The sequence below is a fragment of the Streptomyces sp. 17_S59 genome (genome assembly GCF_056930295.1).
This window is the reverse complement of the sequence record NZ_JBXOWD010000001.1, coordinates 6,488,167-6,513,876: the sequence shown is the minus strand read 5'-3', so window position 1 is coordinate 6,513,876 and position 25,710 is coordinate 6,488,167. Positions and strand designations below refer to the sequence as shown.

Below are 25,710 nucleotides of genomic sequence, written 5' to 3'. Positions count from 1 at the left end.
GACGCAGCCCAGCAACGCCATCGATGAGTAGAGGAAAACATCCGAAGCCTCAATGGCTCAACACCTTCTCGGACGATTGAGCCATTGGTACAGTGCAAGCCCTTGATCACCGACCACGAGGGAGCCGATGGCCCATGGCCGTGGACGCGCTCGACGCCAGGATCCTCCGGCTGCTGCTGGAGCAGCCGCGCACAAGCGTGCGGGAGTACGCGCGGCTGCTGGGGATCGCCCGCGGCACGCTGCAGGCCAGGCTGGACCGTCTGGAGCGGGACGGCGTGATCACCGGGACCGGCCCCCGGCTGTCCCCCGCCGCCCTCGGCCACCCGGTGCTGGCGTTCGTCCATATCGAGGTGACCCAGGGGAACCTGGACACGGCGGCGAGCGCGCTGGGCGAGGTGCCCGAGATCATCGAGGCGTTCTCGATAACGGGGGGCGGCGACCTGATGGCGCGCGTCGTCGCGCGGGACGCGGCGCATCTGGAGGACGTCATCCAGCGGCTGGTGCAGTTCCCGGGCGTGGTGCGCACCCGTACGGAGATGGTGCTGCGCGAGCGGGTGCCCTACCGGATGGTGCCGTTGGTGGACTCGGTGGGACGGGCTGCGGGAGGCTCGTGAGGCGGGGCTCCTGAGGGGGAGTCAGGGAAAGCCTTCCCCGCTTTCTCCTTGCAACGGTAGCGGTGCGATTATCTGCTCGCTCATACCGACCAGCAAGGAAAAGGTACTGACATGGAGCGAAGTGGGAGAAGACCCACACATCGCTGGGGAGTGGCCGTGGTCGCCTCGACGGCTGCCGTGGCCGTTGCGCTGCCCGCCGCCACGGCCGAGGCCGCGAGCGGCCCTTCGGGCATAGCGGCCGGCGGCGCCTTCCTGCTCGACAGCGGGGCCGACCGCGCGCTGTGGGGCAAGGAGGCCGACACCAGGCGGCAGATGGCCAGCACCACCAAGATCATGACGGCGGTCACGGTCCTGGACACGCGTGGTGTGGACCTCGACAAGAAGGTCACCGTCAAGCAGTCGTACCGCGACTACGTGGAGCGCACCGGAGCCAGCACCGCCGATCTCCGCACGGGCGACACCGTCACGGTGCGGCAGCTGCTGTACGGCCTGATGCTCCCGTCGGGCTGCGACGCCGCGTACGCACTCGCCGACACCTTCGGCACCGGCAGCACCGAGGCCGCGCGCACGAAGTCGTTCATCGCCAAGATGAACAAGACGGCCGCGGACCTCGGCCTGAAGAACACGAAGTACGACTCGTTCGACGGCATATCGCAGGCGGGGAGCAACTACACGACCCCCCGCGACTCGGCGAAGCTGGCCCGGCACGCGCTGGCCAACGGCACGTTCGCCACGGTCGTGAAGACGACCCGCACCCAGCAGAAGGCGGCGAACCGCAACCGCACCTACTACTGGGACAACACCAACAAGCTGCTCGGGTCCTACAAGGGCGCGATCGGCATCAAGACCGGCACCGGCACGGCCGCCGGCCCCTGCCTGGTGTTCGCCGCCCAGCGCGGCAAGCGCACGGTGGTGGGCGTGATCCTCAACGACCCCACCAACCGTTACCCGGACGCGGCGAAGATGCTCGACTGGGCCTTCAACACGAAGACCACCGTGAAGCTGCGCCAGCTGCCGCAGTCGGCGCAGAAGGACTGACCACCGCCCCGGCCGGGGAGGGCCGGCCGGGGTCCCGCAGCCTCACCTCCGCGGTTTCACACCGCACACCCCGTAAAGGATCTTCGTGGACCTCGTGCGCCGCATGTGCACGTCGCCCTCGCGGCCCAGCGCCCAGCCGAGGAGGTCCCGGGCCCTGGGCACCAGCCCGAACACGTCCACCGGTACGCCGTGGTCACGGCAGGCGCGTACCAGCTGCTCCGGGTCGACGAAGAGCCGGTGATCGTGAGTCCCCTTGGGCGCCGCCCAGGTGACGGGGATGTGCTCGCCCAGGGTGATGACCGAGACGCGCGCCAGGAACGTGTCCGCGATGGTGTCGATGAGCAGCGTGCCGCCGGGTTTGAGCAGGCGGCAGCATTCGGCCACCACGACGTCCGGCTGCTCGACGTGCTCCAGGCAGTGGCCGGCCACCACGACGTCCGCGAAACCGTCGTCCAGTGGAATGTCGTGGATGTCGCCGATGAGGACGTCGTCAACGCCGTGCCGCAGGGCCACTTCGGCGCTCTTGCTGGACACGTCGACTCCGACGTGCCGATACCCCTTGCCCTCGAGGTACGGATGGAGGAGGCCGCCGCCGCAGGCGACGTCGAGCAGCACCGCATCGGCATGAGCCGCCGGGGGGATGTGCTCGGCGCGGGCACGGGCGATCCACCGCAGCGTGGAGAAGGGGCCGCGGCGCTGCCACCACAGGGACGACCAGGTGTCGTACTCGGGAACCGTGGTCATCGCGCCTCCCCCCGCTCCGTGTGCCGGGCGTGCAGGGCGAGCGCCCACAGGGCATAGGCGTTGGTGAGGGCGTTGTCGACCGCGTAGACGTTGTTCGGGATGATGATCATCCACTCGCGCTCATCGGTCCAGCCGCCGTCCTCCTGCTGGTTCCGCAGGAGGAACGCGACCGCGGCGTCGATGCGCTTCCCGTCCACCACTCCGGCCGTGTAGGCCGCGATCACACACCACGCCGTCTGCACCACCATGCTCTCGCCCGTTGCCCGCCGAGTGGCGTCCAGCGCGGACGGTATGTCCTCTCCCCACCCGCCGTCCTCGTTCTGGTGCTGGTAGATCCACTCCATCGCCGCGGCCGTGGCGGGGTGATCACTCCCCAGCCCCGCCTCCGTCAGTGCGAAGAGCACCTGCGCGGTGCCGTACAGCCGCCCGCCCCAGCGAGCCGGCCAGGACCCGTCGGTGTCCTGCTGTTCGAGCAGCCAGCGCAGTGCACGCCGCACCTTGGGATGCCAGCCGTAGCCTTCCAGGCACAGCATCTCCACGATGTGTGCCGTCACGCACGGCGACGGCGGCTCGACGAAGCCGATGCCCGTCAGGGCCCGCTTTCCGACGAGGGACCAGCGGTAGACGCCATATCCGGACCACCCTCCCGAGTCTGACTGCCATTCGAGAACCCACCTGATGCCCTCGGCGACGGCGGTGTCCGTCTCCCGGGAACGCTCCACCCGCACCTGGTGGAAGGCCGCGATGACCATCGCGGTGTCGTCCACGTCCGGATTGACGGTCGGAATTCCCTCGTAGTCCCAGACCAGCGCGGCCGGGTGAGCGGCGTTGGGGGTGGAGTCGCTGCGGTGTGTCATCAGCCAGGTCACCGCACGGTCCACCGCGGGGTCGGTTCCGGCGCGGCCGCCCGCCGCCGCGAGCGCGCGCAGAGTGATCGCAGTGTCCATGACCGTGCACGGGAAGATGCGCACGCGTCGCGTACCGTCACGCCGGATGCAGTACCGGTTGCACGCCTCGAGCGCCGCGGCAACGACCGGATGCCGGGTGCCGTACCCCAGCGCCCAGAGCGCCAGGACGCAGACCATCGTCTCCGTCCAGCTGCCGCCCCAGCTGCCGTCCGGTTCCTGCCGGCTCAGCAACCAGCGCTCCGCCGTGTGCAGCGCCTTGCGGCGCAGGGGTCGCGGAGCCGTCCGGTTGAGCGCGTTGGCGATCCGGAGAAGGGCGGCGCGGACGGCCCGCCCGGGTCCCGGACGCAACGGGGAGGACGGGGCGCCCGGGCGGCGCAGCGGGCCGATGTCGATGGGCAGCGCGCGCACCGGGCGGACGGCTCCCAGGACACCCACGGCGACGACCAGTTCGCGGGCCAAGGGCTCGAAGTCGCCCACGGTGCCCGGAAACCATGACGGCAGCAGGATCAATTCCGGTGGCAGGGGAGGTATTTCGTCCCAGCTCACGACTCCGGTGAGCGCAAGCCAGAAACGGGTGGGAACGAGTTCGGCCGCCTCGATACCGCCGTGCTCCCTCACAAAGCGCGCGGCGCGGTCGAGCCGTTCGCGGTCCTGGTCGTCACCGGCGAGCTGGAGTGCGAGATGGGTGAGCACGGTGCAGGAGACGTCCGACGGGCCGCCGGTGTAGAGGGGAAATCCTCCGTCACCGTTCTGCTGCGAGAGGATCCAGGCGCGCTGTTCGGCGACATGCGTCCGGTCGGCCGTGCGGAGGAGGTGTTGCATGAGGATGTCGGCGGATTCCCAGGACGTTCCGCCCGTCGCGAAGTCACCGGCCCAACCGCCCTCTTTGTCCTGTTGGTCGCAGACCGCGGTCCGGCCCGCGGTGACAGCCGCGGAAAGGGACCGGTCATCTGAAGCGGCATTCATATGTCTTCCCTTCACCGGTGCTCCTCACCCGAGCGCGCGGGGGCCGTCCGCTCTGTCCTCTTTCCCGGACATCTCCGGCAGCAAGTGGTCGATCTCCGGCATCAGCCTTCTGGCGACAGCGAGCAGCGGGGAAACGGCGTTCACGGGCGACGTGAGTTCCCGGACCCCGGAGAGCGCGTCGGCGATGTACTTCCGTGCGGCCCCGACCGCGCGTTCCCGCACGTGCAGCCGGTCGAGAATGCGCACGATCTCTTCGTGCCGGTCCGCGGAGCGCGGGCACCGTTCGAGGAGGTGGGGCAGCTCGGACTGGTTCTCGCGCAATGCGTAGATCACGGGCAGGGTGAAGATGCCGTTCTCGATGTCCTTGCCGGGAGGCTTTCCGGTAATGCCCGGTGGCGCCCAGATGTCCAGCACGTCGTCCCATATCTGGAAGGCCGTGCCCAGGCTGTGCCCGAAACGGCGCATGATCGCCTGATCGGCCTCGGAGGCCCCTGCGAGGGCCGAGCCCACTTCGGCGCACGCGGCCATCAGCACCGCCGTCTTGCCCGAGACGACAGCGAAGTATTCGCTTTCGGAGCGCTGAAGATTGCCGGCATCGGCCACCTCTCTCATCTGCCCCAGGCAGATCTCCTTGAGCGTCTCACCGGCCACACGCATCTCGTGCTCGCCGAGCCTCGAGAACACGGCGGTCGCGCAGGCGAGAAGGTAGTCGCCGGACAGAAGGGCGGCGTCCTCCCCGAAGGCCGCGTTGACCGTGGGGTGTCCGCGACGCGTCGTGGCCTTGTCGCACAGATCGTCGTGGCAGAGGGTCGCCAGATGCAGGAGTTCCATCCCCGCTGCCGCATCGACGATCAGTTCGCCCTGGGATTCGGAACGGGGAGCACCGAAGACATACGCCGAGACCAGCGTGAGGACCGGGCGGAACAGACGTCCCGGACGCTTCACATAGTGGGTGAAGGGAAGCCCTGCCTGGCGGTGCTCGACGGCAGCGGCCTCGGCCATCGATCGACGGACACGCTCCAGGTCCTGCTCGAGTCGAGCGATCACGGGCCGTGCCGGCGTAGGTGTCGTGTGCGTCGAGGACACGAGATTCTCCATGGTGCCGTCCCTGGGCTCCGTCCCCGCGGCACGAGCCACCGGGGTTCTGACGGTCGGATGTCGTCCTGCGGGCAAGCGCCTTCGTCACCAGGTGGGGGAAAGTTCCGCCGGACGCTAGCAGACGGGTTGCCCCGGCTATAAGGACACGCATGTCCCCACCGGACCTCCGTGTCTCTGGACACGGAGACACCACCGAAATTTCAATCGCAACGGCGTCGAGGCATGCCCCGCAAAACTGCCGGCGGAATGCCCCGGCGAATCGCTCGCCATCACAGTGGAGAACCGCAGATGTCGGAGTCCCGGGCGGAACAGTCGCCTCATTCGCCTGCCACGAGCGTCACGGCAGCGCGGCCGGTCCAGTTGACCCGGGCCTGGGTCTCCGCGCTCGGCCTGCAGATGACCGTGGTGGTCCTGCTGCAGGCGGCCTACGCCCTCGCCGTCGCGCGGCAGCTCGGGCCGCTGTCGCCCGGCCGCGCGCTGCTGACGACGGCGCTGTTCGTTCCGGAGAGCATCGGTCGCCGCCTGATCAATGATTACGACGACTACCGGCACGGAGTCGACCGTGCGGAACGAGCCCGTCCAGGAAGTGCTCTGGCGCTCGGGCTGCCCATGAAGCAGGTCCGCACGGTCGGGCTGGCGTGTTTCACCGTCGCCGTTCTCGACATGGCCTACCTGCTCTACACCACGACCCCGGTCTCGGTTCTGATCCTGCCCTTCGCCTTCGTGACCCTGCTCTACTCCGGGGGCCCTGCCCCGCTCGGGCACCGCGCGCTCGGTGAGGTGGTCGACTTCGCTCTCACCGGTTCACTCGTGGTGGGGGCCGTGATATGGGTGAACGTCCACCGCATCACGCTCACCGCTGTACTGGCGGCCGCGGCGGCAGGTTTTCTGTTCACCGCGACAATGTTCCACAACGACCTGCGTGACACTGCCGAGGACTTACGGGCAGGCAAACGCACACTCGCCCATGCTCTTTCGCCGCGTTCGGCCAAGGCCTGGTATGCGTTCTTCATCACCGCGCCCTATGCCTGTGTGCTCCTCATCGCCTGTGCCTTCCATTCGATCCGCTATGCGGCACCGCTGCTGACGCTTCCTTATGCGGTCGGCATCACGATTGCCGTGCTGCGATCGCGCCTGGGCGACACCATGCCCTCGTGGCTCCACATGCCCCGGCTGCTCGCGTCCTTCTTCGCTCTGCTCGCGTTGGCCGCATGGCTCTGACAATTCCCTGTGCACTGATACGCCGAGGCCGAGGTGGTTCCCCATGTCCGTCCTGTGCCGTCCAGCAGTGCTTTTCCCGGAATACGAGATCACTCTCGAGGACACCCTCGAGGCGGCGCGCCGACTGCACCCGGACCATCCCCGGCTGGACTCCGCCCTTCGCCTCATCGAGCACACGGGCGTGCGAACACGCCGCATACTGCAGCCTCTGGAGGAGACGCTGAGGCACCCGGGCGTGGCCGCCCGCACGGACTTGTACCGGGGAGCGATCCGGACGTATCTTCCCGGTCTCGTCGCGGCGGCGCTCGACCACGCAAGCCTGTCCAAGGACCAGATCGACGCGGTGGTGTTCGTGTCGTGCACCGGGTTCAGCATGCCGTCGCCGATCGTCTGGATGATCAACGAACTCGGATTTCCCACGCACCTCGATCAGCTTCCCATCGCGCAGCTCGGCTGCGCAGCGGGAGCCGGCGCGATCAGCACCTCCGCCCGGTACTGCCGGGCCCACCCGGATCGCAATGCCCTGATCGTCGCATGCGAAATGTGTTCGCTCTGCTACCAGCCCACCGACTCGGATGTGGGTTCACTGCTGTCGGCAGGCCTGTTCGGTGACGGCTTCGCCGCAGCGGTCGTGAAGGGAACCGGAGGCTCTGGCATCAGGATCGAGCGGTCGGCTGCCGAGACCGTCTCACACACGTCCGACTGGATTTCGTACGACGTCAAGGACACCGGATACCACTTCCGGCTGGACAGCCGTGTGCGGTTCACCATGCGCGCCGTGACGCCGGCGATCAGGAAGCTGGTGGAAGAAGCCGCCTGGACTGGCGACGAATTGGACTTCGTGATCGCTCACGCCGGTGGCCCACGGATCCTCGACGATCTGACCAGGCACCTCGACATCGACCCCGGACTGCACCGGTTCAGCCGGGCCGCTCTCGCGGAGCACGGGAACACCGCGAGTGTCCTGATCTTCGATTCCCTGACGCGCTTCTGTGCCAGTGACTCGGCCATCACCGGAGCGCGCGGCGTCATCGCCGGCTTCGGCCCCGGAGTCAGTGCGGACTTCTCACTGGGTGTCGTCCTGTGAAGGGGCCTGTCGTCCTGATCACCGGATGCTCCTCCGGGATCGGCCGGGCCACTGCCCTGGAGGCCGCGGGCAGAGGATTCACCACCGTCGCGACGTCAAGGAACGCCGGACCGCTGCGTGAGCTGGAAGCCGCCGGCTGCGTCGTCCGGGAACTCGATGTGACCCACGACTCGGCTCGTCGGCGTGTCGTGACGGAACTGACCGGTTCGTTCGGAGCGATCGACGTACTCGTCAACAACGCCGGTTACGGAGAGCTGGGGCCGTGCGAAGAGGTCCCTCTCGACCGCTGGGACCACCAGTTCCGGACGAATGTCTTCGGGCCGATGGGACTTGTTCAGCTCGTCCTTCCCGGGATGCGTGCACGCGGGTCCGGCCGCATCGTGAACGTGAGTTCAATGGCTGGGGAACTCGTGCTGCCCGCAGGAGCCGCATACCACGGAAGCAAGTACGCGCTGGAGGCGGCCACGGAGGTGCTCCGCATGGAAGTGCAGCGATTCGGCATCGGAGTCTCCCTGGTCCAGCCGGGCGCAGTGAACACGCGATGGGGCGAGAACGTCCCGGCGCTGAAACGGTACGCGTCCGGCGTCTACGGCGACCTGGTGACCGAGATGGAGCAGCAGATCGCCACACGTCTGCCCCGGGGCGTCTCTCCGGACCGGGCGGCCGCTGCGGTGATGCGCGCGGTCACGGCCCGGCGCCCTCGTGCCCGCTACCGGGTGGGCCCCGACGCGCATGTGCTGCTGGCTCTCAGGCGTGTGCTTCCCGCGTCTGTGTGGGCCCGGTGTGTGCACACGCAGTTTCCCTCGCTGCGGTGCTCCGCGGCCTCCTCCGCAGAACGTGCTCCAGCGGTGAGAGCCGAAGGCGACGGCGGACGGTGCGGACAGTGATCGGGCGGGACGGAGTATGAGGGCTGTGGCGATCAGCGCGCGGCTCGGACGACTGCGTCCGGGCACTCTCGTGGCGGCGGCGGGAGTTCCGCTCTCTGCGGCCGGCCTCGCCGGGGCGTTTCGCGCCCGCGGATCAACGCACTGGCACAGGCTCGCTCTTGGGCACGGCCTGCTGGGCCTGGCCGCTTTCGCCGTCGAACCGGCCGTCCGTCCCCGCCGGATGACCCGGCACGACCTCTCCGCCGCCTTCCGGTTCGGAATGGGAATGTTCGCCGCCGGCTCGTTACTGGACCTGTCGGCACGCAAGTCCGTGCCCCGGCTCGCCCGGGATGCGGAGACGCTGCGGACTCTTTCCTCGGCAATCGGTCCGGCCCGGATGTGTGCATACCTTTCGATCGTCATCGCACCGGGTGAGGAACTGTTCTGGCGGGGACTCCTCCAGGGGCGGCTCGCGCAGCGGTACGGCGCCGGCGGCGCGGCCGTACTGACCAGTGGGCTGTACGGCATCGTCCATGTGGCCACGGGCAATTCCGCGGTGACCGGTGCCGCGCTGGGCATGGGCGGCAGTCTGTCGTTCCTGCGGGCGAAGGGGGCGAGCGTCGAACGCCTGGCGCTCATGCACGCTTTCTGGGTCGTGCCGACGCTGCTGCGGGAGCGGGCGCGGTCCACCGGAGGGAGCCGGGAGGGCCGGACGGCGGCCGCGGCGAAGCCTGACAACATCGACACGGAACGGGGGGCCGATATGGGAGCAATCCAGCACGGTATTCCGACCGGACGCGAGGTGTCCCGGTGGAGCAGGATCGTGCAGCTCGTGAACAACACCGCGCATGTCGCGCTGTATGCGAGGACAGGGGGGCGCCTGGGCAAGCGGATGCTGGGGAATCAGGTCGGGATCCTGACCACCAGCAGGCCCCGTGGCGGGGAACCGTACTCCGTTCCTCTGTTCACGTTCCAGGACGGCGACGACGTCATCGTCGTCGCTTCCTACCGGGGATCGGTCGATCATCCGGCGTGGTTCCGCAACCTCAGGGCGAACCCCGATGCGGTCCTCCGCGTGGGCGACCGTGTATGGCCTGTGCGCGCGGCCGTCATGAATACGGACGAGCGAACCGTATGGTGGCCGCACGTCGTTCGTCGTTTCAAGGGGTATGCCGAATACCAGCGCCGGACGAACCGGGAAATCCCCCTGGTGCGCCTGACCCCTCGACCGGATCCGGAGTGAGATGCCCGCCGCCCCTCGCCATGCCTCGGTCCATGCCGGCCAGGCGGTGTACACACGCTCGTTCCTGTACGCCTACAACGCTCTCGTCTACGGCTTCAATTCCCCGGTCGCCTGGCGCTGCCCGAAGAGCCGGCTCATCGAGCTGTACGACAGAAACGTCTCGGAAAACCACCTGGACATCGGCGTCGCGACCGGGCTGTTGCTCGATCAGTGCCGCTTCCCCTCGGTGGCACCGGACATCACGCTGATGGATCTCAATCCCCACTCGCTCGCTGCCGCGGCCCACCGTCTGCGCCGCTACGCTCCGCGCACGCACCGGGCCGATGTGCTGGGTCCGTGGGGGCTGCCGCAGGACTCCGCGGACTCCATCGGCATGGTCCATCTGCTGCACTGCCTGCCCGGGGCGCTCCCGGCCAAAGCCGTCGTCTTCGAGCACGCCCGCGCGGTCCTGCGACCGGGCGGCAAGCTCTTCGGAGCGACCATTCCCGGGCGGGGAGTCCACCACAACTGGCTGGCGAAACGGCAACTGGCAGCTGCCAACTGGCGCGGAATCATGTGCAACCGCGCGGACCGGCTCGAGGACATCGAGGCAGCTCTCGGCAGCGTGTTCGCCCACTACGAGGTGACGGTCGTGGGCTCGGTGGCACTCTTCTGCGCACGCGCCTCGTCCTGACTCTTGTGCACCCTAATAGGAACTGGTGTACTCGATTTTCTCAATTCGGCACGGCTGTCGCAGATCGTTTTTCCGTAGAGAAAGAGTTCGCAAAGAAAGAGACGGCTACAGGGGGGACTGTGTTCGGGCCGAGAAAGACCGATTTGACGCGCACGTGCCCGATATCGGCGAACAGACCCAGGCTTCCTTATCCCAACGGCTGGTTCGCGGTGGCGTTCAGTGACGATGTGCCGCCGGGGCGGGTGGTGCGGCGCCGCTTCATGGGGGAGGACATCGTCGTCTACCGTACGCGGCAGGGCAGAGTTCGCGCCGTCCGCCCGTACTGTCCGCATCTGGGGGCGCATTTGGGCTTCGGCGGCCGGGTGGATGGCGAAGACCTCGTCTGCCCGTTCCACAACTTCGCCTTCGCTCCCGACGGTACCTGCGTCCGCACCGGGTATGGCACCCGCCCTCCCAGAGCCGGCCTGAGCCGGCTGGTGATGCGGGAGGTCAACGGCGTCATCATGGTGTGGAGCCATACCGATGCCGAAGTGCCGTCCTGGGACGTCCCGGGCGTTCCGGCACAGGATTTCCCGCCGCCGGCCAAGCACGCGCAGATCGATATCGGTCACCCTCAGGAAGTGGTCGAGAATTCCATCGACATCGGGCACTTCGGTCCCGTGCACGGTACTTCCGGTGCCCGTATCACCCGGCCGATGGCGCTGGACGGATCACGGCTGAACATCGGTACAGCCATGCATCGCATGGTGCCCCTGCTCGGCAGATTCGATGTCGAGTTCGATGTGGAAGCCCATGGACTCGGTTATGTCTATGTCACCGCGTATATGCGGCAGATGAATCTTTCGGCACTGGTCCAGATCATGCCCACACCCCTGGACTCCTGTCGCATCGAGACGCGTTTCACCGTCAGCGCCCGGGTGGGCACAGCCGGAAGCAGGATGAGCACCTGCTCATCATGGCTGGCCACGCAATTCTTCGCGAAGCCCTCGTGGAGAGGCGCTGCCCAGGACGTCCCGATCTGGCGGAACAAGACATACCTCAAGCATCCGCGACTCGCCCCGGGCGACGGACCGATCATGCGGTTCCGGAACTGGGCGGAACAGTTCTACTCCCCCGAGCCCGGGTGAGCGGCCACGCCCGGACGCACAACCGGACGGACGGCGGCGGGACGGCGGCGGGTACGCGGCCGGTGTGAGTCTCCACGGCGACGGAGGAAGGGATCGACTCTGTGACGAGCCTGCACGGACACCACGACGAGCGCCAGCACTTCCAGGACGCATACGAAGCCGCACGTATTTTATCGGGCAAATGGGTGTCTGCGGTGCTGGTCCAGCTCGCCAGAGGTCCCAGGTACCACAACGACCTGGCACGCGCCGCGGGTCTGATGGAACACAAGCCGCTGGACCGGACGCTGCACCGGCTCGTGCACATGCAGCTCGTCGACCGGACGGTTCACAACGTGGGAGGTTCCGCGCCACGCGTCCGGTACCGGCTGACGCCACTGGGGCACTCCGTGCTCCCGATCATCGATGAACTGGCTGGCTGGTGGCGGGCCCTGGAGTTCAGCGAGCAATGACCCGCCGCCGACGCGGTGGCTTCAAGACACCTGTAAACGATCACGATCGATGGCTCCAGTCTCAAAGCTGAGCACAAATTACACACATCCCCTCTACATATGCGCTCCGATGGTCTAGATTGCACGTGCTTCAGAGACGCAGGCACGAGGCCACCAAAATGATCTACAGATCCGGCGCCACGAACAGCCAGCAGTCGCGTCCCCGGCGCCAGATGTGGGGTGATCAATTCTTGGAGCCCCGAGAAAGGGCTTTGGGTGCGGGGAGCACCCGGGGTTTCGACGGGTTCCCGTGCACCTCGAGAGTCCGGCAGAACAAGCGAGTCCGCTGCCGCCAGGGTGGGGTGTTCAAGCAGCACTGAAGGAGCCGGGATGTCATGCGCGGGGGGCGTGGGGCCTCCCGAGGGGAGAAACAGTGCGGGGGGCGGGGGCCTCCCGAGGGGGGAGGAACAGTGTTAGGCGAACACGTCGAACCACTGGCGACCTGGGGGGTCCTGTGCGGCAGGGGGGATTAGTCAGCCCGTTTCCGTCGGCGCGAAGACGTCCGGCGAACGGGGCAATCAGTCAGCCCGCAATCGACTGGGAACAGCGGTACCGCCGTACCGTGATCACCAGCGATACCCTGGCCACCGCCTTCGTGGTGGCGGCGATCGGCGGCTTCTTCGGGGTCCGGGACGCGGCCAACTGGCACGAGAAGTGGACCATTCTCGCCTTCGGCACCGAGCTGCTGGTGCTGGGGGCGCTTGCGGTGGGCCGGGCATGGGCTCCGGCCGTGCTCGGCCAGGGCGCCGAGGAATTCCGCCGGCTCGGACGCTCACTGTTCACGGCGGCCGTCGTATTGGCGCTCGGCGGAATCGCCCTCAGCTCGCACAACATCAAGCTCTGGATCTTCGTCGCGATCCCCGCGATCGCGCTCATCAGCATGACCACGCGGTATCTGCTGCGCCTCTGGCTGCACAAACAGCGGAAGGAAGGACGGTGCCTGCGACCGGTGCTCGCTGCCGGGAGCCCGGCCACCGTGCGCGATCTGATCACCCGGACCCGCAAGTTCCCGCACCTCGGCTGGCAGGTGGAGGCGGTGTGCACGCCGGACGGTCTCGGGCCCGACGGTGACCAACTGGACGGAGTGCCGGTCGTCGGCCGACTCGCGGACGTCGCCAACCACATCCGCCGCGACGGCTACCGTGTCGTCGCGGTCACACCGGACCCGCACTGGTCACCGGACCGGCTGCAGCGGCTGGCCTGGAACCTCGAAGGCAGCGACGCCGAGATGGTCGTGGCCCCCGTGCTGATGGAGGTGGCCGGCCCGCGGCTGCACGTCGATGCGGTGCTCGGGATCCCGCTGCTGCGGGTCAGCATGCCGGCCTTCACCGGAGGCCGCCGGGCGGTCAAAGGGGTCGTCGACCGGATGGGCGCGGCGATCCTGCTGATGCTGTTCGCGCCGCTGATGGTGCTCGTCGGGCTGCTCGTGCTGGTGGACAGCCGGGGTGGGGCGTTCTACCGCCAGCGCAGGGTCGGCAAGGACGGCCGCGAGTTCACCATTCTCAAGTTCCGCACCATGGTCGCCGGGGCCGACAGGGCACGTGCCGAACTGGCCGACCGCAACGAAGGCGCCGGCCTGCTGTTCAAGCTCCGCCGGGATCCGCGGGTGACCCGGGTGGGAGCAGTGCTGCGCCGGTACTCGATCGACGAACTCCCGCAGCTTTTCAACGTGCTCACCGGATCGATGTCGCTCGTCGGTCCGCGGCCTCCGCTACCGGAGGAGTCCGCTGCGTACGGCCCGGACATCCGGCGGCGGCTGCTGGTCAAGCCCGGGCTCACCGGCCTGTGGCAGATCAGCGGACGCAGCGACCTGCCGTGGGAGGAAGCGGTCCGGCTCGACCTGCGGTATGTGGAGGACTGGTCGCTCGCCCTGGACACAGTGATCTTGTGGAAGACGCTGCGTGCGGTGCTCTACGGGCAGGGGGCCTACTGATGCGCGGGGGGCTGCGGCTCAACCGTCCCGCCGGCGCGCGGACCGCAGGCCGGGAGGGCCTGCCTGGGGGGAGGAACGGATCATGAGGGTCAGCGTTTTCGGGCTCGGCTACGTGGGCTGCGTGTCGGCCGCGTGCCTGGCGAGCCTGGGTCACGAGGTCATCGGGGTGGACGTGAACCAGGTGAAGGTCGACCTGGTCAACGACGGCAAGGCCCCGGTGGTCGAGGAGCGGATCGGCGAACTCATCGCCGAGGTCGTGCGGACCGGAGCGTTACGCGCCACCGGCGACGTCCGCGAGGCGATCATGGGCAGCGAGGTGTCGCTGGTCTGCGTGGGCACGCCGTCGGAGCCCAACGGCAGCCTGTGCACCACGTACCTGGAGCGGGTCACCGAGCAGATCGGCGCAGTGCTGGCGGAGCGCAGTGGGCACAGCGGGCGGCAGACCGTCGTGTTCCGCAGCACCATGCTCCCGGGCACCTGCCTGAACCTCCTGGTACCGATCCTGGAGAAGTACGTCGGCGGCACGGCCGGGGTCGACTTCGGGGTCGCTGTCAACCCGGAGTTCCTGCGCGAGGGCACGAGCGTGCGGGACTTCTTCGACCCGCCCAAGACCGTCATCGGCGAACTCGACCCGGCAAGCGGCGACACGGTGATGGCGCTGTACGACGGCTTGCCCGGCGAGGTGTTCCGGGTGCCCGTCCCGGTGGCCGAGGCGATCAAATATGCGGACAACGCGTTCCACGGCCTGAAGATCGGCTTCGCGAACGAGCTGGGCGCGGTATGCCGGGCGCTCGGGGTGGACTCGCACCAGGTGATGGACGTGTTCCTGGCCGACCGCAAGCTGAACATCAGCCCCGCCTATCTGCGGCCCGGCTTCGCCTTCGGTGGCTCCTGCCTGCCCAAGGACCTGCGCAGCCTGATCCACGCGGCGCACCAGGCCGACGTCTCGGTGCCCATCCTCGCCCACGTGCTGCCCTCCAACTCCGCACATCTGCAGCGCGCGGTGGAGCTGGTCGAGCGCACCGGCAAGCGCCGGGTGGGCCTGTTCGGGCTGTCCTTCAAACCCGGCACCGACGACCTCCGCGAGAGCCCGCTCGTCGAGCTGGCGGAGAGGCTCTTCGGCAAGGGTTACGACCTGCGGATCCACGACGCCAACGTGAGCCTCTCCCGGCTGCTCGGCGCGAACCGCGAGTACATCGAGACCCGGCTGCCGCACCTCGCGCAGCTGCTCGCGGATTCCGTCGACGAGGTGCTCGAGCACGCCGAGGTGTGCCTGGTCGGGACCAGGGATCCGGCCGTGCTGTCGGCGCTTCCCCATGGCGACGGCCCGGTGATCGTCGACCTCGTCCGCCTCCCCGACGCCGAGACGCGCCGGGCCGAACCGGGGTACATGGGCCTTGCTTGGTGACACATCGTTCAGTGACACAGCGTTCAGTGACACAGCCGGCGGCGACCGGCCGGGCCGGCGCGCGCTGATCCTGGTGGAGAACCTGTCGGTGCCGTTCGACCGGCGGGTGTGGCAGGAGTGCACGACGCTGCGCGACGCGGGCTGGAAGGTGCACGTCATCTGTCCCCGGGGGAGCAAGCGGGACACGGAGCCGGAGGCGGAGATCGACGGGGTGCGGATCCACCGCTACCCGTTGCGCGCGGCCACCGGAGGGCCGGCCGGCTACCTGCGGGAGTACGGATCGGCGTTGTGGCATACGGCCCGGCTGGCCCGCAAGGTCGGCCCGGTCGACGTGGTCCACGCCTGCAACCCGCCCGACCTGCTGTTCCTGCCGGCACTGTGGCTGAAGCGACGCGGCGCACGGTTCGTCTTCGACCAGCACGACCTGGTACCCGAGCTGTACCTCTCCCGGTTCGACCGCGGCGAGGATCTGCTCTACCGCGCCGTGTGCGCGCTGGAACGGCTGACCTACCGGGCCGCGGACGTCGTGCTCGCCACGAACGAGAGCTACCGGGACGTCGCGCTGCGCCGTGGCGGCAAGCGGCCGGCGGACGTCTTCGTGGTGCGCAGTGCACCCGCCGTCGACCGGTTCCAACCGGTGCCGCCCGAACCGGAGTTGAAGCGCAGCAAGCCTCATCTGCTGTGCTACCTCGGCGTCATGGGCCCTCAGGACGGCGTCGACTACGCCTTGCGGGCCCTTGCGAAGATGCGCGACGAGCTCGGGCGGACCGACTGGCACGCGGTGTTCGTCGGCGGCGGCGACGCCTTCGACGCGATGGTGGAGCTGTCCCGGCGGCTCGGGCTCTCCGAGCAGGTGCAGTTCACCGGGCGTATTCCGGACGCCGATCTGGTGCGCTACCTGTCCACCGCGGACGTGTGCCTCTCCCCCGACCCGCGCAATCCGCTCAACGACGTGTCGACCATGAACAAGGTCCTGGAGTACATGGCGATGGGCCGGCCGATCGTCTCGTTCGACCTCCGGGAGGCGCGCGTCTCCGCCGGTGACGCCGCCGTCTACGCGCCCGCCAACGACGAGGCCGAATTCGCCAGGCTCATCGCGCTGCTGCTGGACGATCCGGAGAGGCGGGCCCGGATGGGCAAGATCGGCCAGGAGCGGGTCAGCGGGCAGCTTTCCTGGCGGAACTCCCAGCAATCGCTGCTCGCCGCCTACGCCGCTGCCTGCGCACAGGGAGGAGGCCGCGCCATTGAGCGATGACACGATACGCCTGGTCACGATCGGGCGGATTCTCCGTCGGCGCTGGCGGCTTCTCGCCGTCCTCGCCCTGGTGGGCGCGCTCGTCGGCTACGGCACCTCGGTGGTGCTGTTCCCGCCGCGTTACACGGCGTCGGCATCGGTACTGCTGCCGGGGCAGTGGGAGGAGCGCCAGTTGCTGACTCAGGCGGAGATCGCGACCAGTTCGGCGGTGGTCGACCGCGCGGCCGCCGCGCTCGGCTGGACGGGCGTCAGCGGCGGCAAGCTGCGGGATCGCGTGAGCGCCAAGGCCGCTGACGGGAACATCATCAAGATCTCGGGTACGGCCGACACGCCGGAGCGCGCGCAGCGGCTCTCCGACCAGTTGGCCCAGCAATTCGTCACCTTCGCCGCGCGGATCGCAGGCGACAGCACCGACCCCGACGCGGCGGCGGGGCCCGAGGCACTGCGGCAGAAGGTGGAGCAGACCAGCCGCCGCATCACCGACCTGGCCAATGCGGCCGATCCGGGGCGGACCGTGGAGAGCGTGCAGGCCCGCACCGAACTCGAGAAGCTGCGCACCGCGCTGCAGGAGGCCATGAAGAAACTGGACCAGACCGACCCGGCGGCCAACAAGGCCGGCATGGTCGTCATGGGGCCGGCTGCCCGGCCGACCGGCGAGGCACCGCCGACAAGGGTGCAGCTCGTCGTCGCCGGGGCGCTGCTGTTCTTCCTGCTCGCGGTCATCGGCCATCTCGCCGCCGCACGGGTGAACCGCCGGCTGCGCACCGAGCCGGAGATCGCCGCGGCACTGGGCTCGGCGCTGCTGGGTACCGTCGACGTACCTGGTGAACGGCCCGCGCACCGGCCGGAAGGCCGTGGTCCGCGGGCCTGGATCCGCCGGCTGCTGGGCGTCGACACCCGGTGGGACACACCGGCCCCGCGGATGTCCGGCGACGAGGCCAGCAGGCGGATCCGCTACCGGCGGGTGTGCGATCGCCTCCGGGAACAGCTGCCGGCCCCCCGGCGGCTGCTGGTTGTCGTACCGGACGGCGACGAGGTCGCCCGCCGGGCCGCCGGGCAGCTCGTCGCCGAGGCCAAGAGCGGTCCGCTGCTGCGGGTGGTGGGAGTTCCGGTGTCCCGGCCGATGGTGCCGGACCGCGACACCGAGTCCGGTGCCCTGGTCGTGCTCAGCGCGGGCAGCTGGACCGCTGAGGAGCTTGCCGGCATCGCCGAGGCGTGTGCGGACGCAGGGCATGAGGTCGTCGGCATCGTCGTCGCCGGCACGGTCCGGGACCGTCCGGCGCGGTCTGCCGGTCATCCCCCGGACAACGCCACTTTGGCGCTCGCGGTTCGCGGCCACGCGAGGGGAGGTTCTGTGTGACGACGAGCAAGACTGCGGAGATGTCGGCCGCCGCTCCGCTGCTGGACCTGCAGGCGCTGGTGGTGGCGGTGCGCAGGCGCCGCCGCCTCTGGTGCTCCATGGCGCTGCTGGGGCTGCTGGCCGGCGCGGTGATGGCGGTCCTGCTGCCGCCACCGCCGAGCGCGGTGGCCAAGGTGCTGGTCGCGCATCAGGCGGACCAGCCGAACGACACCGGAACGCTGATCCGCACCGACGTCGAGCTGCTCCGGACCACGCGGATCGCCGGCGAGGCCCTGCAGTCCCTCAAGTCCCCGGAGAACCCGGAAGACTTCATGCGGGACTACCGGGGTACCGGCCTGACCAACAACCTGCTGCAGATCGATGTGACAGGTGACAGCGACGCGAAAGCGGTGGCCCGGGCCAAGGCGCTGGCCGATGCGTTCATCGCGGACCATGTGAGACGGATGCAGGAGGCCGCGAAGGCCGAGGCCAAGGCCCTGTTCGACCAGCGTGACCGCATGCGGGACGAACTCGCCCAGGTCAACAAGGAGATCGGGGACCGATCGCCGGGGAGCGACCCGAAAGCATCGGCGAGCATCGAGTCGCTCTTCGCCCGCCGGGCCGAGCTCACCTCGCGGATCGCCGATTTCGACCAGCGCGCCACGGAGGCGCGCACCGGCACGCCCAAGCTCATCGCCGGCACGCAGATCGTGGACGGCCCGCGCGCGGTGTCGCACTCCCTGCCCGGGGCCGCTGTCACCAACGCCGCGATCGGGCTCGTCCTCGGGCTCGGCCTCGGGCTCGCGGTGGCCGCGGTCGGCACGGTGGTGGCGGACCGCCCCGTGCTGCGCCGGGAGATCGCGGCGAACCTGGGCGCCTCGGTCATCGCGGAGCTGCCCCACGCGCCCCGCCGGTCGGCCGGGCCGTGGCAGCGCCGGCGGACCCGGGCGGCACACGAACGGCTCACCGCGACCCTGGCCCGCACCGTGCGCGGCTCCGCGGAACCGGTGTCGCTGCTCGAACTGGGCTGTGCGCACAGCACGAGCGTGATCGCCCTGGACCTCGCCGAGGCACTGGCGCCGGACGGGCCCGTGGTGATCGTCGACGGTCTGCCCGGCCCGCAGCCGGCCCATCACGGCCGGAAGCCAGGAGGCCCGACCGTGGTCAGCGGCAAGGACGCTGCGGATGTGTCGCCCGAGGAGCACCGGTTCGGCGTCGGCTCGGTCGCGCCCGGCACGGCGTGGACCGACCTCCGGTACCTCGGCAGCCGGACCGTGCTCGTCGTGCGGGCCGGGCACGGCAGCGCCGCGTGGCTGCACACCGTGGCGCGGCAGCTCGCGGACCAGCGCATTCCGGTGATCGGTGTGGTGCTGATCGACCCCGATCCGCGTGACCGGACCGACGGCACGCTGTGGGACGGGCTGCACACCGCGCTGCGCGGCCATGACGAGCGGCCGGCCCGGCAGAACGATGGGGGTACCTCCCACGCCGTCAAGGCAGTCGGGGAGGGCCGGCAGCGGACGGAGCGGCCGTCGATGCCGGCCGCACGGGTCCCGGACAGCGACCAGGAGGCGCGCTAGAACATGTGTGGCATCGCAGGCACTTACCAATGGCCGGACGGGAAGGCCGTGACCGACCGGCTCACCGATATCATCGCCCACCGCGGGCCGGACGGGGCGGGCCGGTACAGTCACCCCGCCGGTGACGGCGAAGTGCACCTCGGGCACCGCCGGCTGGCCATCATCGACCTGTCCGGGACCGGCGCCCAGCCGATGGTCTCGGGCGGCCTCGCCCTCACGTACAACGGCGAGCTGTACAACGCGCCCGAACTGCGTGCCGAACTGGCAGCCGCCGGGGTGCGCTTCCGCGGTACCTCCGACACCGAGGTGCTGCTGGAGGCCTGGCGGCGCTGGGGCACGGACTGCCTGCCCCGGCTGCGCGGCATGTTCGCGTTCGCGATCTTCGACGAGCGAACCGGTGACCTGGTGCTCGCCCGCGACCAGCTCGGCATCAAGCCGCTGTTCCTGCTCCGGCGCGGTGCGGGCCTGGTGTTCGCCTCCGAGCTCAAGGCGCTCGCCGCCGTGACCGGCGGGTCGCTGGAGGTGGACCATGCGGCTCTGGTGGCCTCGCTGCTGTACTACTGGGTGCCGGACTCGCGCTGCGCGTTCCGCGAAGCGGAGAAGCTGCCGCCGGGGAGCTGGCTCAGGTGCCGGCCCGACGGCCGGGTGGAGCGCGTCCGGTTCTGGCACCTGAAGGACGTCGCGGCCGAGGGCCGGGAGCGTGCCCGGAGCGGCGAGCGGCCGGACCTGACTGCCGTCGTCGAGGAGTCGACCCGGCAGCACCTGCTCTCCGACGTACCCGTGGCGACCTTCCTCTCCGGCGGTCTCGACTCCAGCTATCTGACCGCGCTGGCGGCCCGCCACCGACCCGGGATCTCCGCCTACACGATCGGGTTCCGCGCCGAGGACGCCAAGTTCGAGGCGATGCCGGACGACCTGCGCTATGCCCGGCGGGTGGCCGAGCGCTTCGGCGTCGACCTGCACGAGATCGAGATCGCTCCCAACGTGCTCGACCTGCTGCCGCAGATGACGTACCACCTGGACGAGCCGATCGGCGATCCCGCCGCGATCAACACGTTCCTGATCTGCTCGGCCGCCCGGGAGGCCGGGGTCAAGGTGATGCTCTCGGGGATGGGTGCCGACGAGCTGTTCGCCGGTTACCGCAAGCACCTGGCCAACCTGCTCGCGCTGCGCTACCAGCGCATCCCGCGGCCCCTGCGGCGCGGGGTGTCCGCCACCGTGGACCGGCTGCCGGTCGCCACCTCCCGCCGGGGGTACCGGTCGGTGCGCTTCGCCAAGCGGTTCCTCTCCTTCGCCGATCTGCCGGAGGAGACCGCGTTCCGGCGCAGCTACACCATGTACGACCAGGACGAGCTGCTCGCCCTGGTCCATCCGGACCTGGCCGGGACGGTCGAGGACGTGCTGACCGAGCATGCGGACATCTACCAGGACAACGACCTCGACGACTTCGTCAACCGCATGTGCCTGGGCGACGCCCGGATGTTCCTGCCGGGCCTGAACCTCACGTACACGGACCGGTCGAGCATGGCCGCGTCGACCGAGGTGCGGGTGCCGTACGTGGACGTCGAGGTGGTCAAGGCGGCGTTCGCCGTGCCCGGCGATCGCAAGATCGTCGGACGGCAGGGCAAGGCCGTCCTCAAGGAGGCGGCCACCTCGATCCTGCCCCGGGAGATCGTCTACCGGCCCAAGGGCCTGTTCAGCGCCCCGCTGCGCGCCTGGATGAGCCGGGATCTGGCACCACTGGTGCGCGAGGTGGTGCACGACGGCGTGCTCGTCCGTTCCGGGTTCCTGCGCCGCGACGCGCTGGCGCGGCTCGTCGCCGAGGACGCCGCCGGGCAGCGGGACTTCTCCAAGCATCTGTGGCATGTGCTGACCCTCGAGTACTGGTATCGCGACGCGACCTCTGGGTCCGGCCAGAGCACTCGGTTAACGGCTTAGGAATTCAGAGGAGTTCGGGTGAAACAGGTTGTGCAGAACTACAAGAGCGGCGAGCTGGCGGTGCTCGACGTGCCGGTGCCGGGGTGCAAGCCGGGCGGTGTGCTGGTCCGCAGCGCCTACTCGCTGATATCCACCGGGACCGAGCTCATGAAGGTGTCCGAGGCCGGCATGTCGATGCTGGGCAAGGCCCGCTCCCGTCCGGACCAGGTGGCCAAGGTCGTGCAGAGCGTGGCCACCAACGGGGTGCCCGCCACCTACCGCAAGGTGATGGGCAAGCTGGACTCCTACACGCCGCTGGGCTACTCGCTGTGCGGGGTGGTCGAGCAGGTCGGCACCGGGATCGACGAGGTGAAGGTCGGCGACCTCGTGGCCTGCGCCGGCAATGAGCACGCGCTGCACGCCGAGCTGAACTGGGTACCGAAGAACCTCTGCACCCGGGTGCCGGACGGCCTCGCGCCGCGGCACGCGGCCTTCGGCACCGTCGGGTCGATCGCGTTGCAGGGCGTCCGCCGCGGCGAGTCACAGCTCGGCGACGTGGCGCTGGTCATCGGCCTCGGGCTGATCGGGCAGCTGGTGGTGCAGCTGCTGACTGCCTCGGGAGTCCGCGTCGTCGGGGCCGACCCCGACCCGGTGCGCTGCGGGCTCGCCGAGCGCCTGGGCGCTGCGGCCTGCGGCGATCCCGCGTCCGCGGCCGTGGAGGCCGCCGTCGCCGAACTCACCGGCGGTCACGGCGTGGACCAGGTGTACCTGGCCGCCGGCGGGGGCAGCAACCAGCCCGTCGAGCTGGCCGCCCGGCTCTGCCGGGACCGCGGCCGGGTCGTCGACATCGGCAAGTGCCGCCTGGACCTGCCGTGGAACGCGTATTACGAGAAAGAGCTGGACGTCCGGTTCTCCCGCTCGTACGGCCCCGGGCGCTACGACCCGGAGTACGAGCTCGAGGGGCGGGACTACCCGATCGGCTATGTGCGCTGGACCGAGCGCCGCAACCTGGCGTGCTTCCTCGATCTCCTCGCCCGCGGCCGCGTCGACGTGGAGCCCTTGGTCTCCCACATCGCCGACTTCGACGACGCGGTCGAGACGTACCAGCGCCTGAAGGACGGCGACCTGAAGGCCGTGGCCGTGCTGTTCCGGTACCCCGAACAGGCGGGAGAGCCGGAGGCTCCGGCGGTGACCGTGCCCGCGGTGAACGTGAAGCGGAGTCAGGCCCGGACCGCCAGGACGCCGGTGCGGCTGGCGTTCGTCGGCGCGGGAAACTACGCGACGTCGATGCTGCTGCCGCACCTGGCACAGCGCGACGGCGTCGAGTTGTCGACCGTCGTCACCACGACGGCGCTGTCCGCGGCCAACGCGCAGCGGAAGTTCGGCTTCGCCGGGGCGACCACCGATCTCGACGCCGTGCTCGGCGACAAGTCCATCGACGCGGTGTTCGTGGTCACCCGGCACAGCTCGCACGCCGAACTGACCCGGAAGGCACTGCTGGCCGGCAAGACGGTGTTCGTGGAGAAGCCGTTGGCACTCACCGAGGACGAGCTGGCCGGGGTACTCGCGGCGGTGGAGGAGTCCGGCAACGACCGGCTGCAGGTGGGCTTCAACCGCCGGTTCGCGCCGCTGCTGAACGAGGCCAGGAAGCGGTTCGGCGCCCGTTCCGGTCCGGCGAGCCTGCGCTACCTGGTCAACGCGGGCCGGCTGCAGCACGGCAGCTGGTACCTCCAGCAGGGCACCGAGGGCTCGCGGTTCGCCGGCGAGGGCGGGCACTTCATCGACACGGCGAGCTGGCTGCTCGCGGCCGACCCGGTCTCGGTGTACGCGGTCGCCACGTCCGGCAACGAGGACCTGCAGGTCGTGCTGCGCTACCCCGATGGGTCCACCGCCACCATCAGCTACGTCACCACCGGCGCGCCCGGCTTCCCCAAGGAGACGCTGGACCTGGTCGCGGACGGCAAGGTGCTGCGGCTCGACGACTTCGTCCGTGCCTCGGTGTATTTCGACAGCACAGCCGGCCGCAAGCGATGGGTCAGTTCGCGGCTGCCCCAGGCCCGGGACAAGGGCCAGTCCGCCGAGCTGGCCGCGTTCGTCAAGGCCGTGCGGACCGGCGGGCCGATGCCGGTGCCGCTGGAGTCGCTGGTCGCCACCACGGCGGCCACCCTCGCCGTGCAAGCCGGCCTGGCCAGCGGCGCGCCGGTGACGTTGGCGAGGGCGCGATGACTGTGAGTTCGGGGAGTCCGGGCTGGTACCTGCGGCGGCTGTCCCGGATGGGACCGCGGGAGGCCGGCGGCCGGGTGGGCGACGCAGTGCGCAGGCGGCGGTGGCGGTCGGCGCGGCCGGACTGCCCGAGCGTGACCGGCGCCCGGTTCACCGCGGTCCTGCCCGCCGGGGCGATCGCTGCAGTGCCACCGGACGCCGCGAAACGTCTCATCGCCGAGGCGGACCGGCTGATGGAAGGGCACGCCGAGTATTTCGGGGTGGACCGCGACGACCTCACCGACCCGGATTGGTGGTACGACCCGAAGACCGGGCGCCGGGCTCCGTGGGGCTACGCCTTCGACGTGCCGTACCGGAACGAGGACGCGGTCGGGGACATCAAGCAGATCTGGGAGCTGTCCCGGCACCAGTACCTCACCGTGCTCGCCGCCGCCTACGCGATCACCGGGAACGAGCGGTACGCCGAGCGCGTGGCCGAGCACCTGCGGTCGTGGTGGGCGGCCAACCCACCACTGCGCGGCGTGCACTGGATCAGCGGCATCGAGCTGGGCATCCGGCTGCTGTCCTGGGTGTGGATCCGGCGGCTGCTCGACGACTGGCCGGGCGTGGCCGGGCTGTTCGAGGACAACCCGGTGGCGCGGAACCAGATCTGGCACCACCAGCGCTGGCTGGCCGCCTTCCCCAGCCGAGGGTCCTCGGCGAACAACCACGTCGTCGCCGAGGCCGCCGGGCAGTTCGCAGCGGCCTGCGCGTTCGGGTGGTTCCCCTCCTCGGCGCGTTGGCGAGCCGACGCGCTGCGGTCGCTGGAGCGGCACCTGCGCAGCAACACCTTCGCCTCCGGTCTCAACCGCGAGCTGGCCACCGAGTACCACGGACTTGTGCTGGAACTCGGCCTGGCCGCGGTGGCCGAGGCGGATGCCGCCGGCGTGCCGGTCCCCGCGTCCGTCCGGCTGGTGCTGCTGCGGATGACCGACGCGCTCGCGGCCGTCGTGGACAGCCGGCTGCGGCCGCCGCGTCAGGGGGACGCGGACGACGGCCATGGTCTGGTCCTGGACGGCGCGGGCACCGACCGCTGGGCCTCGCTGCTGGCCACCGGGGACGCCGTGTTCGGCCGGCTCGCCTGGTGGCCGGAGGTGACCGGCACCGATGTGCGCACCCCGCTGCTGGCCGCGCTCATCCGGCCGTACTCGAAGAACGGAACCGCACCGGCTGTGAGCCGCCCGGCAAGCAGGCCGGGCCACTTCGCCGACGCGGGCATGACGATCCTGCGCGGTCCGGCGGAGACGGCGGAGATCTGGTGCCGCTGCGACGCCGGCCCGCACGGCTTCCTGTCCATCGCCGCGCATGCCCACGCGGACGCGCTGTCCGTGGAGGTCCGGCACGACGGGGTCGACGTGCTCGCCGACCCGGGGACGTTCTGCTACCACGGGCAGCCCGAGTGGCGGCAGTACTTCCGGTCGACCCTCGGCCACAACACCCTGCAATTGGACGGCGGTGACCAGTCCGTCTCCGGCGGCCCGTTCCTCTGGACCCGGCATGCCCGCAGCCGCGTCCTGGTCGCGGACACGTCCAACGAGGATATGGCCCGCTGGAGCGCCGAGCACGACGGTTACCAGGGCTCCGTGCACCGCCGCCGGGTGGAACTGACGGCCGCGCACCAGGAGCTGAGGGTGGTCGACGAGGTGCGCGGCCCGCGCCGGGCCGTGCGCCTGGCGTTCCACCTCGGCCCGGCGATCGCCGCGGACCTGGTGGGGAACCGGGCCGTGCTCACCTGGGCCCGGGACGGCGAGGACCGCTCCGCGGTGCTCGACCTGCCCGGGCAGCTGTGCTGGCGGGCGCATCGCGGCGAGACCGACCCGCCCCTGGGCTGGTACTCCGCCGGCTTCGGGCGCAAGGAACCCGCCACAACGCTGGTCGGCACCGGCTTCGCCGACGGCGCGGAGGAGTTCACCACCGTACTCGGGTTCCGCGGCTAGGGAGGA

20 protein-coding genes are annotated in these 25,710 nt (G+C 69.8%); 17 read left to right on the top strand and 3 right to left on the bottom strand.

Annotated features, from left to right (window positions below; translation table 11 throughout):
* Window positions 1–134 precede the first annotated feature (134 nt).
* Window positions 135–614, top strand: a complete 480-nt coding sequence (locus AC1Z4A_RS29415) for an Lrp/AsnC family transcriptional regulator (protein WP_483682902.1) — start codon at window positions 135–137, stop codon at window positions 612–614.
* A gap of 111 nt (window positions 615–725) precedes the next feature.
* Entirely contained in the window at window positions 726–1,652 is a 927-nt protein-coding gene (locus AC1Z4A_RS29410) for a D-alanyl-D-alanine carboxypeptidase family protein (protein WP_483682901.1), read from the top strand.
* Between the two features lie 42 nt (window positions 1,653–1,694).
* Here AC1Z4A_RS29410 and AC1Z4A_RS29405 read toward each other — a convergent pair whose 3' ends face one another.
* From AC1Z4A_RS29405 to AC1Z4A_RS29395, 3 genes are read right to left on the bottom strand one after another with little or no spacing between them, the layout of a single operon-like run.
* Window positions 1,695–2,396: a methyltransferase domain-containing protein gene (locus AC1Z4A_RS29405; RefSeq protein WP_483682900.1), complete on the bottom strand. Its 702-nt coding sequence runs from the start codon at window positions 2,394–2,396 to the stop codon at window positions 1,695–1,697.
* On the bottom strand, window positions 2,393–4,270 hold the full coding sequence (locus AC1Z4A_RS29400; protein ID WP_483682899.1) for a prenyltransferase/squalene oxidase repeat-containing protein: 1,878 nt from the start codon (window positions 4,268–4,270) through the stop codon (window positions 2,393–2,395). The genes AC1Z4A_RS29405 and AC1Z4A_RS29400 overlap by 4 nt, the downstream gene beginning before the upstream one ends.
* 24 nt (window positions 4,271–4,294) lie before the next feature.
* Window positions 4,295–5,368, bottom strand: a complete 1,074-nt coding sequence (locus AC1Z4A_RS29395) for a polyprenyl synthetase family protein (RefSeq protein ID WP_483682898.1) — start codon at window positions 5,366–5,368, stop codon at window positions 4,295–4,297.
* 288 nt (window positions 5,369–5,656) lie between these two features.
* Here AC1Z4A_RS29395 and AC1Z4A_RS29390 point away from each other — a divergent pair, with 288 nt between their 5' ends.
* From AC1Z4A_RS29390 to AC1Z4A_RS29320, 15 genes are all read left to right on the top strand, one after another.
* Window positions 5,657–6,589, top strand: a complete 933-nt coding sequence (locus AC1Z4A_RS29390) for a UbiA family prenyltransferase (protein WP_483682897.1) — start codon at window positions 5,657–5,659, stop codon at window positions 6,587–6,589.
* A 43-nt stretch (window positions 6,590–6,632) separates the two neighbouring features.
* Complete coding sequence (locus tag AC1Z4A_RS29385; protein ID WP_483682896.1) at window positions 6,633–7,676, top strand: type III polyketide synthase; 1,044 nt, start codon at window positions 6,633–6,635, stop codon at window positions 7,674–7,676.
* Entirely contained in the window at window positions 7,673–8,563 is an 891-nt protein-coding gene (locus tag AC1Z4A_RS29380) for an SDR family NAD(P)-dependent oxidoreductase (RefSeq protein WP_483682895.1), read from the top strand. The genes AC1Z4A_RS29385 and AC1Z4A_RS29380 overlap by 4 nt, the downstream gene beginning before the upstream one ends.
* Before the next feature lie 25 nt (window positions 8,564–8,588).
* The gene (locus AC1Z4A_RS29375; RefSeq protein ID WP_483682894.1) at window positions 8,589–9,785 is read left to right on the top strand and encodes a nitroreductase/quinone reductase family protein; all 1,197 of its coding nucleotides are present in this window, start codon (window positions 8,589–8,591) and stop codon (window positions 9,783–9,785) included.
* Window position 9,786: 1 nt separating this feature from the next.
* Complete coding sequence (locus tag AC1Z4A_RS29370) at window positions 9,787–10,458, top strand: class I SAM-dependent methyltransferase (protein ID WP_483682893.1); 672 nt, start codon at window positions 9,787–9,789, stop codon at window positions 10,456–10,458.
* 119 nt (window positions 10,459–10,577) lie between these two features.
* On the top strand, window positions 10,578–11,585 hold the full coding sequence (locus AC1Z4A_RS29365) for an aromatic ring-hydroxylating oxygenase subunit alpha (protein ID WP_483682892.1): 1,008 nt from the start codon (window positions 10,578–10,580) through the stop codon (window positions 11,583–11,585).
* Window positions 11,586–11,686: 101 nt separating this feature from the next.
* Window positions 11,687–12,034 carry a winged helix-turn-helix transcriptional regulator gene (locus AC1Z4A_RS29360; RefSeq protein ID WP_483682891.1) on the top strand — a complete coding sequence of 116 codons (348 nt, stop codon included), beginning with the start codon at window positions 11,687–11,689 and terminating at the stop codon, window positions 12,032–12,034.
* A 493-nt stretch (window positions 12,035–12,527) separates the two neighbouring features.
* A complete protein-coding gene (locus tag AC1Z4A_RS29355) occupies window positions 12,528–14,006 on the top strand; it encodes a sugar transferase (RefSeq protein ID WP_483682890.1) in 1,479 nt (492 codons plus the stop codon).
* An 82-nt stretch (window positions 14,007–14,088) separates the two neighbouring features.
* Window positions 14,089–15,414, top strand: a complete 1,326-nt coding sequence (locus AC1Z4A_RS29350) for a nucleotide sugar dehydrogenase (protein WP_483682889.1) — start codon at window positions 14,089–14,091, stop codon at window positions 15,412–15,414.
* Window positions 15,404–16,669 (top strand): glycosyltransferase family 4 protein, encoded by a 1,266-nt coding sequence (locus AC1Z4A_RS29345; protein ID WP_483682888.1) that lies wholly within the window; start codon window positions 15,404–15,406, stop codon window positions 16,667–16,669. The genes AC1Z4A_RS29350 and AC1Z4A_RS29345 overlap by 11 nt, the downstream gene beginning before the upstream one ends.
* Entirely contained in the window at window positions 16,659–18,029 is a 1,371-nt protein-coding gene (locus AC1Z4A_RS29340; RefSeq protein ID WP_483682887.1) for a Wzz/FepE/Etk N-terminal domain-containing protein, read from the top strand. Before AC1Z4A_RS29345 ends, AC1Z4A_RS29340 begins: the two co-directional genes overlap by 11 nt.
* Window positions 18,026–19,588: a Wzz/FepE/Etk N-terminal domain-containing protein gene (locus AC1Z4A_RS29335; RefSeq protein WP_483682886.1), complete on the top strand. Its 1,563-nt coding sequence runs from the start codon at window positions 18,026–18,028 to the stop codon at window positions 19,586–19,588. The genes AC1Z4A_RS29340 and AC1Z4A_RS29335 overlap by 4 nt, the downstream gene beginning before the upstream one ends.
* Before the next feature lie 3 nt (window positions 19,589–19,591).
* The gene (gene asnB / locus AC1Z4A_RS29330; protein ID WP_483682885.1) at window positions 19,592–21,526 is read left to right on the top strand and encodes an asparagine synthase (glutamine-hydrolyzing); all 1,935 of its coding nucleotides are present in this window, start codon (window positions 19,592–19,594) and stop codon (window positions 21,524–21,526) included.
* Between the two features lie 18 nt (window positions 21,527–21,544).
* The gene (locus tag AC1Z4A_RS29325) at window positions 21,545–23,731 is read left to right on the top strand and encodes a bi-domain-containing oxidoreductase (RefSeq protein WP_483682884.1); all 2,187 of its coding nucleotides are present in this window, start codon (window positions 21,545–21,547) and stop codon (window positions 23,729–23,731) included.
* The gene (locus tag AC1Z4A_RS29320; protein WP_483682883.1) at window positions 23,728–25,704 is read left to right on the top strand and encodes an alginate lyase family protein; all 1,977 of its coding nucleotides are present in this window, start codon (window positions 23,728–23,730) and stop codon (window positions 25,702–25,704) included. Before AC1Z4A_RS29325 ends, AC1Z4A_RS29320 begins: the two co-directional genes overlap by 4 nt.
* Window positions 25,705–25,710: the final 6 nt, after the last annotated feature.